Below are 12,086 nucleotides of genomic sequence, written 5' to 3'. Positions count from 1 at the left end.
TATGGGCCTGTTAAACCGAATAAAAACGCTGTGGCAAGCCGCCGTCGGCTCGTCTTATTCCTGGCCCGCGCTGGATATAGCCCTCCCCGGCGAGCGTTATCTGCATCTGGTCGGCAGTATTCATATGGGCACCCGCGATATGTCTCCGCCGCCCGCCAGGCTATTAAAAAAGATCCGTCAGGCCGATGCGCTGATCGTTGAGGCGGATATTACCGGCAACGAAACACCGTTCAGTAATCTCCCCTCTTATCCGCCGCTGGTGGAACGCCTGAGTACATCCCTGCTTACTGAGCTGGAAGAGCGTGCTGGGGAAATGGGCCTGTCTATCGCGCTGTTCGATAGTCAACCGCTATGGCAGGTGGCGATGGTATTGCAGGCCACTCAGGCGCAACAGCTGGGGCTCAGGGCGGATTACGGTATTGATTATCAGCTGCTGATGGCAGCGCGGGCGAGCAATATTCGGGTGATGGAGCTGGAGGGCGCAGACAGCCAGATTGCCCTGCTACGGGATCTGCCCGACGGCGGTATGGCGCTGCTGGAGGATACGTTGACCCACTGGCGTACGAATGCGCGTCTGCTGCAGGTGATGATCGGCTGGTGGCTGGAGCAGCCTCCGTCAAAAGGTGCAACCGCTCTGCCCACCACTTTTAGCCAGTCGCTGTATGATGTGCTGATGCACCAGCGCAACCTCGCCTGGCGAGAAGCGCTGTTGGCGCTGCCGCCTGGGCGCTACGTGGTTGCCGTAGGGGCGCTACATTTATACGGGGAAGGAAACCTGCCGGACATGCTGAAGTAAAAAAATGGCCAATATTGCTATTGGCCCGTCAAAGAGGAATTTCATCATTATTATTATTCCGGAGTTCGCGCCCCGGATCGTCTGATTGTCGCTCAAAGTGACCATCACTGCCAATACTATTGCGCAAGATGATACTATTTTTTAGACAACCGTCGGGCGTATGCTTATGTCACATAAAATCGGTTGGTAAGAAGGATAACGATGACTCCCGCCGTAAAATTACTCGAAAAAAACAAAATCACGTTTAAGATCCACAGCTACGATCACGATCCGAATGAAACCAATTTTGGCGATGAGGTAGTGCGGAAACTGGGCTTAAACGCAGACCAGGTCTATAAAACGCTGCTGGTCGCCGTGAACGGCGACATGAAGCATCTGGCGGTTGCGGTCACTCCGGTTGCGACTCAGCTGGATTTGAAAAAGGTGGCTAAGGCCTTAGGCGCGAAGAAGGTGGATATGGCCGACCCAATGGTCGCACAGCGGGTCACCGGTTATCTGGTAGGCGGTATCAGCCCTCTCGGGCAGAAAAAACGCCTGCCAACGGTGATTGACGCTCCGGCCCAGGATTTTGCCACCATTTATATTTCCGGCGGTAAACGCGGGCTCGATATTGAGCTGGCGGCCAGCGATCTGGCGAAGCTCCTTGAGGCAAAATTCGCCAATATCGCGCGGCGCGATTAATGCCCGGGTATTCATCAGAGAACAATCCCGGAGGCGGCGCTTAACGCGCCTTATCCGGGCTACAAAACCCCAAAACGCTCAGACCCGTAGCCCCGGTAAGCATCAGCGCCACCGGGGAAGAGCTCAAACGTTACTGCCAGCTAACCTCGCCTTTTGGTTCAAAGGCTGCCGTATCCAGCGGTGAGTTTTTCTGGATATACTCTTTCAGCACTTCGGCATCGATAAAACCGGTATTCACATAGCCGGGTTTGGTATCAATATGCGGATAGCCGTCGCCGCCGCTGGCGTTAAAGCTCAGCGTCGCCATCCGGTACGTTTTCGCCGGGTCAATCGGTTCGCCTTTGATAGTCAAATCATTAAGCTTGCCGTCTCTGGCGACAAAACCAACGTTGGCAAACTGCGGATAGGCGCCAGAATCCGGTTTCATCTGCGCCACGGCGGTCAGATACTCCGCCACTTCCTTGCCGCTCATATCGACATACACCAGCACGTTGCCGAAGGGTTGCACCTTCATCACATCTTTGTATGTGATATCACCCGCTTCAATTGAGTCACGAACCCCGCCGCCGCTCATCACCGCAAAATCGGCATTGCTACGCGCCATCTGTGCCGCCAGCAGCAGGCGACCCAGATTGGTCTGCACAAAACGCACTTTGCTGCGGTCGCCCTCCAGATGCCCGTTCACGCTGCCGATTTTCACCTGCAGCTGCGCTTTGCCTTTATTCTGGAACGGCGTCAGCAGGGAGAGCATCTGCGGATTCTCAGCGATTTGCGGCGTGTAGAGCACGCGCTCGCTATCGCCGTTGTCCCAGGTAACCTTTTTCTTCAGGTTGACCGGGATCAGCTGGTAATGCACCAGCTTCATTTCACCGTTACGGAATTCAAAATCGGCGCGGCCAACATATTTCCCCCACTCATGAGCCTGCACGATCCAGATTCCGTTCTGTTTGTCCGGCGCACACGGGCTGCCCGGGACGTAATCTACCTGTTTTTTATTCTCAGACGCCATGCATACCGGATCCTGAGAGTGGCCGCCGACGATCATCGCCAGCGAACCTGTGGGCAGGCTGCGCGCCATCTCAACGTCGCCGGGCGCATTAGAACCGTGCGCGCCGTTGTCATAATGGCCCATATGGGTAGTCGCCAGAATCACATCGGGCTTTTCATTCTGCTGCAGTTCCTGAATAACCAGTTTGGCCTCTTCCGCCGGTTTACGGAACTCGATGTCCGTAAAGTACTCAGGATTGCCAATTTTAGCCGTATCGTCGGTAGTCAGGCCGATGACCGCAATATTCAGCCCGCCGCGTTTAAACAGCGCCCACGGCTTAAACAGACGCTCACCGGTGCTTTTCTGGTAGATATTGGCGGAGAGGAACGGGAACTTAGCCCATTTTTCCTGCTGACGCAGCACGCTCAGCGGATTATCAAATTCATGATTGCCAACCGCCATCGCATCGTAGCCAATCAGATTCATGCCGCGAAAATCTGGTTCAGCGTCCTGCAAATCGGATTCAGGCACGCCGGTATTAATATCGCCGCCCGATAACAGCAGTACGCTACCGCCTTCTGCTGCCACCTCTTTGCGAATTCCGTCCACCAGCGTTTTTTGTGCTGACAGTCCATATTCGCCATAGTCGCTGCGCCAGAAATGGCCATGATGATCGTTGGTGTGCAGGATGGTGATTTTATAGGTTTTGTCCTGCTCATAAGCCTGTGCTGACAGGCTCCCCAGCGATAACGCCATGAATAACGCCAGCGCAACGCCTCGCTTAATAAAGTGCATATTTCTCTCCCTGACGAAGTAACAAGTGCCGAAAGTATAGCGAGTTGGTGAATTAGACAACTATGTTTTCAGAATTGCGACTTCCTTCAAACCTTAGCGACAGGTATGTTAGACAGATAATAATTCCACCTGCATCCTCTATAAAAAAAACTTAAGTGAACCTATGGCAATGAATCAGACCGCACAACCCTTATCCGGCCCTGCTGCTGCGCCGCAAAAAGCACGCACTTCGTTTCGCATTCTCGGGGCCATCAGCCTCTCTCATTTGCTAAACGATATGATCCAATCGCTAATTCTGGCTATCTACCCGCTTCTGCAGGCTGAGTTCTCTCTGACCTTTGTGCAGATCGGTATGATTACCCTCACCTTCCAGCTGGCCTCATCGCTACTCCAGCCGGTTGTCGGCTATCTGACCGACAAACACCCGATGCCGTGGTCGCTACCGATAGGCATGTGTTTTACCCTCAGCGGTCTGGTGCTGCTGGCGATCTCGGGAAGCTTTGGCATGGTTCTGCTGGCGGCCGCGTTGGTCGGTACCGGCTCTTCGGTATTTCACCCGGAATCTTCACGCGTGGCGCGTATGGCTTCCGGCGGACGCCATGGCCTGGCGCAGTCGATATTCCAGGTGGGCGGCAACTTTGGTAGCTCATTAGGCCCGCTGCTTGCAGCGCTGATTATCGCGCCGTATGGCAAAGGTAACGTTGGCTGGTTCGTCCTGGCGGCGCTGCTGGCTATCGTCGTGCTGGCGCAAATCAGCCGCTGGTATGCCGCCCAGCACCGCATGAATAAAGGTAAACCAAAAGCGGTGATTGTTAACCCGCTGCCGAAAAACAAAGTCATTCTGGCGGTAAGCATCCTGCTACTGCTGATTTTCTCGAAATATTTCTATATGGCGAGCATCAGCAGCTATTACACCTTTTATCTGATGCAAAAATTTGGATTATCGGTACAGAACGCGCAGTTTCACCTGTTTGCTTTCCTTTTTGCCGTAGCGGCAGGAACGGTGATTGGCGGGCCTGTTGGCGACAAGATTGGGCGTAAATATGTAATTTGGGGCTCTATCCTTGGCGTAGCGCCTTTTACCCTTGTTTTACCGTATGCATCACTGGAGTGGACCGGCATTTTGACGGTGATTATTGGTTTTATTCTCGCTTCGGCCTTTTCCGCTATTCTTGTATACGCGCAGGAGCTATTGCCGGGGCGGATTGGCATGGTTTCTGGTTTGTTCTTCGGTTTCGCCTTTGGAATGGGCGGCCTTGGAGCCGCGGTGCTTGGGCTCTTAGCCGACCATACCAGTATCGAACTGGTCTATAAAATCTGCGCCTTCCTGCCCCTTATCGGCTTTCTGACAATATTTCTACCTAATAACCACCAAAAATCATGATTATCCGGCAGCCAAAGTGTAACTTTGGCTGCTACAATCCCTTATGCCATCGGCATTATCCCGCATAACCTGCTACCATTTTACGGTACGTGCTTTTTTTCACGTCAATTCCATTTTTCTGCAAAATTCAACAATTATTCACAAACAAAATCGCGGAATTTGTCATAAACTATTATTCGGTTTTTTGGTTTTATACCTCCGAACATTCAAGTTGCAGGACAAAACGCCTGGCCGTTTGAACGGCGCCCCGAAGAGAGGCCCAGGGTGCTTACTGACGTAAGCGCCTGAGATAAGCGTGCCATCATCCACGCCCATGCAAATTGAAGTACGACGGGTATATGCCGAAAATGGATCGGCTCACCACTGCAAGGAGACGGAATGCACCACGCAACACCGCTAATTACCACCATTGTCGGCGGCCTTGTGCTCGCCTTTATTCTCGGCATGATTGCCAATAAGCTACGTATTTCTCCTTTGGTGGGATATTTATTAGCGGGCGTGCTGGCCGGACCTTTTACTCCCGGTTTCGTTGCTGATACCAAGCTGGCGCCGGAACTGGCCGAGCTTGGCGTGATCCTGCTGATGTTCGGCGTGGGTTTGCATTTCTCCTTAAAAGATTTGATGGCGGTAAAGGCTATCGCCATCCCGGGCGCTATCGCCCAGATAGCCGTAGCGACGCTGCTGGGTATGGCGCTCTCCGCCATGCTGGGCTGGTCGTTAATGACCGGTATCGTTTTTGGCCTGTGTCTTTCTACCGCCAGTACCGTGGTGCTGCTGCGCGCGCTGGAAGAACGGCAGCTTATTGACAGCCAGCGAGGGCAAATCGCCATCGGCTGGCTGATTGTAGAAGATCTGGTGATGGTGCTGACGCTGGTGTTGCTGCCTGCGGTGGCTGGCATGACCGAGAAAGGCGACGTTGGTCTGGCTTCTCTGGCCCTCGATATGGGCATTACCATTGGTAAAGTCGTCGCCTTTATCGCCATTATGATGCTGGTAGGGCGTCGTCTGGTGCCGTGGATTATGTCACGCAGCGCGGCAACCGGCTCACGCGAACTGTTTACGCTGTCGGTTCTGGCGTTGGCGCTCGGTATCGCCTTCGGTGCGGTTGAGCTGTTTGACGTTTCCTTCGCTCTCGGCGCCTTCTTCGCCGGTATGGTGCTCAATGAATCCGAGCTCAGCCATCGCGCGGCGCACGATACCCTGCCGCTGCGCGACGCGTTCGCCGTCCTGTTTTTTGTCTCGGTGGGAATGCTGTTTGACCCGATGATCCTGATCGAGCAGCCGCTGGCGGTACTGGGGACGCTGGCGATCATCATCTTTGGTAAATCGGCCGCCGCTTTCTTCCTGGTGCGGATGTTTGGCCACTCGCCGCGCACCGCGCTGACGATTGCCGCCAGTCTGGCGCAAATCGGTGAATTCGCCTTTATTCTCGCCGGGCTGGGAATGGCGCTCGATCTGCTGCCGCAGGCCGGGCAAAACCTGGTGCTTGCCGGAGCTATAATCTCCATCATGCTCAATCCGGTCCTGTTTACCCTGCTGGAAAAATACCTCGATAAAACTGAAACGCTGGACGAACAGACTCTGGAAGAAGTGCTTGAAGAAGAGAAACAGATCCCGGTTGATATCTGCAATCATGCGCTACTGGTCGGTTTCGGTCGCGTCGGCAGCCTGCTCGGTGAAAAACTGATGGCGCAAGGCGTGCCGCTGGTAGTTATCGAAACATCGCGTACCCGGGTTGATGAACTGCGCGCTCGAGGTATTCGCGCGGTATTAGGTAACGCCGCCAATGAAGAGATTATGAATCTGGCGCATCTGGACTGTGCCCGCTGGCTGCTGCTGACCATCCCTAACGGTTACGAGGCTGGGGAAATCGTGGCTTCGGCGCGCGAGAAGTGCCCGAATATCGAGATCATCGCGCGCGCCCATTACGATGATGAAGTGGAATATATCGTTGAACGCGGCGCGAATCAGGTGGTGATGGGTGAACGAGAAATCGCTCGCGCGATGCTAAAGCTGCTTGAAACGCCGCCCGCTGGCGAGCTGATTACCGGCTGATACTTCCGGCCCCGAATCACCGGGGCCGGCTTTACTTAACGATCCCAGTAGGCCTCTTCCAGGCTATCTTCACGCTCCGGCAGGCCGCGGGTCAGACGCGGCGAATGCTGGTTCAGCACCTGATAGCTCACGCGGTTAGCGTATTTACATACCTGAGCCAGCGACGAATAGGTCAGCCACTTACACTTATGCTTGCTGGAGTTCGGCACGTTATTGCGGTGGTAATTATTGGCGGTGATGTCGTGCAGTAGCGCCGCCAGCGCGCCGTCGCCCGCGCCGTTAGTATTCATGATTTTCTCCGGCCCGCCCATATACGGGGCGATATGCGAATAGATACGCAGCGGATTTTCGCAATCCTGATGGCGCATTGCGCGGCTGAATTCATACTGGTTAAACTCGGAAATCGCCCCCGGCAGCAGCGGATGCTGGGTTTTGCGCTTAGCCTCTTCCTCAGTAAAACTCGCCATATAAAGCCCGGCAGGCCCGGCGGTGCACAGCACCAGGTCAACCCACTCCAGCGCCTTATCCGAAGCCAGCAGCGGGTCTGACAGTCCGGTCAGCGCTTCCGCTTCCTCTTCGTTCATCGCCAGAATGGAAACGTGCTCCTTGAGAAACGCCTGCCACCACTGAGGATTATCGGCGATGACGTATTTAGTCCCCAGCGTCAGAACCACCGGTACGTCGTGCTTTTTCGCATATTCAATCGCTTTCATCGTCGCATCCGGCATGGGTTCGCCGGGCTTGCAGCGTACGAGGTACGAGGTCAGCACCAGTGCGGAAGCCCCGGCAATGACGCTTTCCGGAATGCTTTCCGGGCGTAGTTTGTTCATGTGGCCGGGACTGATGGCAAAGGTGCGCTCGCCGGAATCGCCAATCAGGGTAAAACAGCGTCCAATTGCGCCATCCACCCCTTGCAGATAGTTCAGGTCGGTACGGCTGGAGGTATTACACAGGTAACGATAGGCGTAGCCGCCAATTTCAATATTACTGCACATAACGCCAAGCAGGACGGAACGGTCGTCCGCCAGTACCGAGTAGTTGTGCATCGTGTTGCCAATCGTCCCACCGGCAAACTGATGGGTAATCAGATCCTTACGTACCAGTTCCTGGTACAGCGCCTCGGCGACATCATCTTCAATGACCAGCGAGTGCCCGGCGCTCAGGCCGTAGCGTACGATAAACGCCTCATCTACTTTCGCTTCGATATCGACCAGCGTTTGATCGATACCGACTACCCAGGCGACATTAGACTCATTGTCAGGCTGAATTTGTTGCAGTAGCGGATCGCGAGCATTGACGGGAAAGTAGTGTTTGGATTTGCGTTTACCGGGAAATTTCATAGTGGCGATTAATTGACAGGGAACAAGCGGGGAATAGTAGCATACTCCCCGCTATAGGCGCGATCAGCGATACTTCGCCGTCAGGTTGACCATCATTTCAATATGCGCGGTGTCCGCATTAAGCGCCGGAATGTACTCATATTGTTGACCACCGGCTTCAAGGAAAATCTCCCGGTTCTGCACCGCGATCTCCTCCAGCGTCTCCAGACAATCGGCCGCAAAGCCGGGACAGATAACCTGAATATGCTTCACTCCTTTCTCGCCGAGCATTTTCAGCGTTTCGTCAGTGTAGGGAGTGAGCCAGGGCTCGCGGCCAAAGCGCGACTGGAAAGTCATCATTACCCGATCATGCGGCAGCCCGAGGGCCGAAACCAGTTCACGGGTGGTATCGCGGCAGCGCTGAGGATAGGTATCCCCTTGTTGAGCGTAGCGCTGTGGGATCCCATGATAGGAGAGCAGCAGCAGATCCGGCTCGCCGTGCACCGCAAACGAAGCGCGCACGCTGGCGGCCAGCGCGTGAATATAGTCCACATCATCGGCATAATCGCGAATAAAAGAGATGCCCGGAATGGCGCGCTTTTTGGCAAGAATACGCCCCAGCTCGTCCCAAACCGCCGCGACTGTAGAGCAGGAATACTGCGGATAGAGCGGTAACACAATAATGTGGTCAACATCCTGATCCAACAGTTCATCAACTGCGCTTTCCAGCGACGGTGAGCCATAGCTCATCCCCAGCGCCACTGGCGTATGCGGAAGCCGCGCGGCCAGCGCCTGACGCTGCTGCTGGCTATAGACCATCAGCGGCGAACCTTCTTCCATCCAGATGGACTGATAGAGCTTAGCGACCCTTGGCGCGCGCAGAGGCAATATTACGCCACGCAGCAGCGGCCACCACAGGAGACGGGAGGTATCCACCACGCGCGTGTCGCTCAAAAATTGTCGCAGATAGCGCTTTACCGCATCGGGCGTGGGCGCATCGGGAGTGCCTAAATTGGCTAATAAGATACCTGTTTTCGTCTGATGCATTACCGCCTCTTAACCATTTGAATCGCTGACAATTGTAGCTGAAATGGCGCTAAACGGAACCAATCACAGAAAAAGGTATAATGAGAGGGGTTCTCATCCCACAGTCGAGGGATGAGAATTAACGGAATTAACCGAGGATTTTTTCCAGTTCAACACGAACGTCAGCAACCGCTTTGGTACCATCGACTTTCGCGTATTTGGTATTGCCCGCTTCAGCTTCTTTCTGGTAGTAGCCAATCAGCGGAGCCGTCATCTGATGATACTCAACCAGGCGCTTGCGCACGGTCTCTTCCTGATCGTCTTTACGCGTGGTCAGCTCTTCGCCGGTCACGTCGTCTTTGCCTTCAACCTTCGGCGGATTGAATTTAATGTGGTAAACGCGGCCGGAAGCAGCGTGAACGCGACGACCAATGATACGATCCACGATCAGTTCGTCAGGCACATCGAATTCCAGCACGTAATCCACGGCAATGCCCGCTTCTTTCATGGCGTCAGCCTGCGGAATGGTGCGCGGGAAGCCGTCCAGCAGGAAACCGTTGCGGCAATCTTCCTGAGTAATACGCTCTTTCACCAGGGCGATAACCAGCTCGTCAGTTACCAGCTTGCCGGCGTCCATAATATCTTTCGCCTGTTTGCCCAGTTCGGAGCCTGACTTCACCGCGGCACGCAGCATGTCGCCGGTGGAGATTTGCGGAATACCGTATTTCTCCATGATGAACTGAGCCTGAGTTCCTTTACCCGCGCCCGGAGCGCCAAGCAGAATAATACGCATTACGAAAATCCCCTCAAAAGTCGATTCAATTTTTCAAAAGCGCTAAACCATACCACCAGAACGCGGATGGCTCAAGGAAGGCGGAGGGGCTGAAACGGTTAATGGTGAGATATTTTACGCAGAGAGCGGTCAGATGCCCTCTCCTGCGCGGAGAGAGTGAAAATCAGCGCGGTGCCGGCTACGAAAATAAAGGAGGAGCATGTCAGCGCGTGGCATGCTCCGTGCCCACAAACCAGCGCCGGGCTGTTCCCTCTCCCTTCAAGGAAGAGGGAAAGCGCTAAGGTAAAGCTCAGGAAGCCAGCAGCTGATTCATACGGCGGATAAACTGGTTCGGATCTTCCAGCGTACCGCGCTCGGCCAGCAGCGCCTGATCGAGAAGCAGCTCAACCCACTCGCCGAACTGCGCATCATCCTGAGTGTCCGCCGCGCGTTTTACAAGCGGATGAACCGGGTTCAGTTCAAAGATGTACTTCACTTCCGGCGCCGCCTGGCCCGCAGCGGCAAACAGTTTCGCCATCTGCGTGCTCATTTCATCCGCGTCGGTGGTGACGATGGCCGGAGTATCGGTCAGACGGTGGGTCAGACGAACCTCTTTCACCCGGTCGCCCAGCAGCGTTTTCACACGCTCAACGAACGGCTCCAGCGCCTTCTCGGCTTCTTTCGTGGTTTCATCCACTTCGTCCGTCAGCTTATCCAGCGACTCATCGGCTTTCGCCACCGACTGGAACGGCTTGCCGTCGAACTCGGTCAGATAGCTCATCATCCACTCGTCGATGCGATCGGAAAGCAGCAGAACTTCGATGCCTTTCTTACGCAGCAGTTCCAGATGCGGGCTGCTCTTCGCGGCGGCGTAGCTGTCGGCGGTAATGTAGTAAATCTTCTCCTGACCTTCTTTCATGCGGGAGACGTAGTCTTCCAGCGACACGGTCTGCGCGGCGGAGTCGGTATGGGTGCTGGCGAAGCGCAGAAGTTTTGCGATGGTCTGCTGGTTGGCCTGATCTTCCGCCGGCCCCTCTTTCAATACGAGACCAAACTGTTGCCAGAAGGTCTGATATTTTTCCGCGTCGTCTTTCGCCAGTTTTTCCAGCATCTGCAGAGCGCGCTTGCTCAGAGCGTTGCGCAAATTGCGGGTTACGCTGCTGTCCTGGAGAATTTCACGCGACACGTTCAGCGGCAAATCGTTGGAATCCACAAGGCCGCGTACGAAGCGCAGGTAGTTAGGCATAAACTGTTCGGCGTCATCCATAATAAAGACGCGCTGCACGTACAGCTTCAGCCCATGTTTGTGATCGCGATTCCACATATCCCACGGCGCCTGCGACGGGATATACAGCAGGCTGGTGTACTCCTGCTTACCTTCTACGCGGTTATGGCTCCAGGTCAGCGGATCGGTGTAATCGTGGGCAATATGCTTATAGAACTCGTTGTACTCGTCGTCTTTGATTTCCGACTTATTGCGCGTCCACAGCGCCTGGGCTTTGTTAATTTTCTCCCAGGTAATGACGGTTTCACCGTCCACTTCTTCGCGTTTTTCAATTTCCACCGGCAGCGCAATGTGATCGGAGTATTTGCTGATGATCGAACGCACGCGCCAGTCGTTGAGGAAATCATCCTCGCCTTCGCGCAGATGCAGCGTGATCTCGGTACCGCGATCGGCTTTGTTGATGTCGGCAACGGTATATTCGCCTTCGCCTGCGGATTCCCAGAATACGCCGTTCTCTGCGCTGTCGCCCGCCGCACGGGTACGTACGGTGACTTTATCGGCGACAATAAACGCCGAATAGAAGCCGACGCCGAACTGGCCGATCAGCTGGCTGTCTTTCGCCTGGTCAGAACCCATGGACTCAAGGAATGCTTTGGTACCGGACTTGGCGATGGTACCGAGATGGTCGATGACTTCATCGCGGTTCATCCCAATACCGTTATCGGCGATGGTCAGGGTGCGGTTGTCTTTATCAAATGAAACACGCACGCGCAGTTCGCCGTCGCCTTCATACAGATCCGGCTGGGACAAAGCGCGGAAGCGCAGTTTGTCGGCCGCATCGGAGGCGTTGGAAATCAGCTCACGCAGGAAAATTTCTTTGTTGGAATAAAGAGAATGGATCATCAGGTGCAGAAGCTGCTTTACCTCTGACTGAAAACCACGAGTTTCTTGTCCTTTCATCTAAATCAACCTCAACAATGCCATTGTTAATGGTAAAAAAACCGTTGAGGGTGAGATGGGGACAGCGGGAGAAATTTTCAAGCGG

General features: G+C 54.5%; 9 protein-coding genes. 4 read left to right on the top strand and 5 right to left on the bottom strand.

The window, feature by feature from the left end; genetic code table 11:
* Position 1: 1 nt before the first annotated feature.
* Positions 2–796, top strand: a complete 795-nt coding sequence (locus GJ746_RS06455; RefSeq protein ID WP_154679440.1) for a TraB/GumN family protein — start codon at positions 2–4, stop codon at positions 794–796.
* Positions 797–997: 201 nt separating this feature from the next.
* Positions 998–1,477 carry a Cys-tRNA(Pro)/Cys-tRNA(Cys) deacylase YbaK gene (gene ybaK, locus GJ746_RS06450; protein WP_154679439.1) on the top strand — a complete coding sequence of 160 codons (480 nt, stop codon included), beginning with the start codon at positions 998–1,000 and terminating at the stop codon, positions 1,475–1,477.
* A gap of 130 nt (positions 1,478–1,607) precedes the next feature.
* Here ybaK and ushA read toward each other — a convergent pair whose 3' ends face one another.
* The gene (gene ushA / locus GJ746_RS06445) at positions 1,608–3,260 is read right to left on the bottom strand and encodes a bifunctional UDP-sugar hydrolase/5'-nucleotidase UshA (RefSeq protein WP_154679438.1); all 1,653 of its coding nucleotides are present in this window, start codon (positions 3,258–3,260) and stop codon (positions 1,608–1,610) included.
* Positions 3,261–3,423: 163 nt separating this feature from the next.
* Here ushA and GJ746_RS06440 point away from each other — a divergent pair, with 163 nt between their 5' ends.
* Both GJ746_RS06440 and ybaL read left to right on the top strand, forming a co-directional pair.
* Complete coding sequence (locus GJ746_RS06440; RefSeq protein WP_154679437.1) at positions 3,424–4,644, top strand: MFS transporter; 1,221 nt, start codon at positions 3,424–3,426, stop codon at positions 4,642–4,644.
* A gap of 378 nt (positions 4,645–5,022) precedes the next feature.
* Positions 5,023–6,699, top strand: a complete 1,677-nt coding sequence (ybaL, locus tag GJ746_RS06435; protein WP_154679436.1) for a YbaL family putative K(+) efflux transporter — start codon at positions 5,023–5,025, stop codon at positions 6,697–6,699.
* Positions 6,700–6,734: 35 nt separating this feature from the next.
* On the opposite strand, the gene GJ746_RS06430 is transcribed toward ybaL, so the two are convergent.
* From GJ746_RS06430 to htpG, 4 genes are all read right to left on the bottom strand, one after another.
* Positions 6,735–8,039, bottom strand: coding sequence for an inosine/guanosine kinase (locus GJ746_RS06430; protein ID WP_154679435.1), 1,305 nt, complete (start codon positions 8,037–8,039; stop codon positions 6,735–6,737).
* A gap of 63 nt (positions 8,040–8,102) precedes the next feature.
* Positions 8,103–9,065 (bottom strand): ferrochelatase, encoded by a 963-nt coding sequence (gene hemH, locus GJ746_RS06425; protein WP_154679434.1) that lies wholly within the window; start codon positions 9,063–9,065, stop codon positions 8,103–8,105.
* A gap of 127 nt (positions 9,066–9,192) precedes the next feature.
* Complete coding sequence (gene adk, locus GJ746_RS06420; RefSeq protein WP_154679433.1) at positions 9,193–9,837, bottom strand: adenylate kinase; 645 nt, start codon at positions 9,835–9,837, stop codon at positions 9,193–9,195.
* A 289-nt stretch (positions 9,838–10,126) separates the two neighbouring features.
* On the bottom strand, positions 10,127–12,001 hold the full coding sequence (gene htpG, locus GJ746_RS06415; RefSeq protein ID WP_154679432.1) for a molecular chaperone HtpG: 1,875 nt from the start codon (positions 11,999–12,001) through the stop codon (positions 10,127–10,129).
* Between the last annotated feature and the right edge of the window lie 85 nt (positions 12,002–12,086).

The sequence above is a fragment of the Klebsiella oxytoca genome, assembly GCF_009707385.1.
In the GTDB taxonomy this organism is placed as follows: Bacteria; Pseudomonadota; Gammaproteobacteria; order Enterobacterales; family Enterobacteriaceae; genus Klebsiella; species Klebsiella oxytoca_C.
The sequence above is the reverse complement of the archived record's forward strand: the minus strand, read 5'-3'. Positions and strand labels throughout refer to the sequence as shown.

What these genes read in the sequence shown, in the direction of transcription:
- GJ746_RS06455 (WP_154679440.1), top strand. Translation starts at nt 2, where the DNA reads ATGGGCCTGTTAAACCGAATAAAAACGCTGTGGCAAGCCGCCGTCGGC.
- GJ746_RS06440 (WP_154679437.1), top strand. Translation starts at nt 3,424, where the DNA reads ATGGCAATGAATCAGACCGCACAACCCTTATCCGGCCCTGCTGCTGCG.
- GJ746_RS06430 (WP_154679435.1), bottom strand. Translation starts at nt 8,039, where the DNA reads ATGAAATTTCCCGGTAAACGCAAATCCAAACACTACTTTCCCGTCAAT.
- ushA (WP_154679438.1), bottom strand. Translation starts at nt 3,260, where the DNA reads ATGCACTTTATTAAGCGAGGCGTTGCGCTGGCGTTATTCATGGCGTTA.
- adk (WP_154679433.1), bottom strand. Translation starts at nt 9,837, where the DNA reads ATGCGTATTATTCTGCTTGGCGCTCCGGGCGCGGGTAAAGGAACTCAG.
- ybaL (WP_154679436.1), top strand. Translation starts at nt 5,023, where the DNA reads ATGCACCACGCAACACCGCTAATTACCACCATTGTCGGCGGCCTTGTG.
- ybaK (WP_154679439.1), top strand. Translation starts at nt 998, where the DNA reads ATGACTCCCGCCGTAAAATTACTCGAAAAAAACAAAATCACGTTTAAG.
- hemH (WP_154679434.1), bottom strand. Translation starts at nt 9,065, where the DNA reads ATGCATCAGACGAAAACAGGTATCTTATTAGCCAATTTAGGCACTCCC.
- htpG (WP_154679432.1), bottom strand. Translation starts at nt 12,001, where the DNA reads ATGAAAGGACAAGAAACTCGTGGTTTTCAGTCAGAGGTAAAGCAGCTT.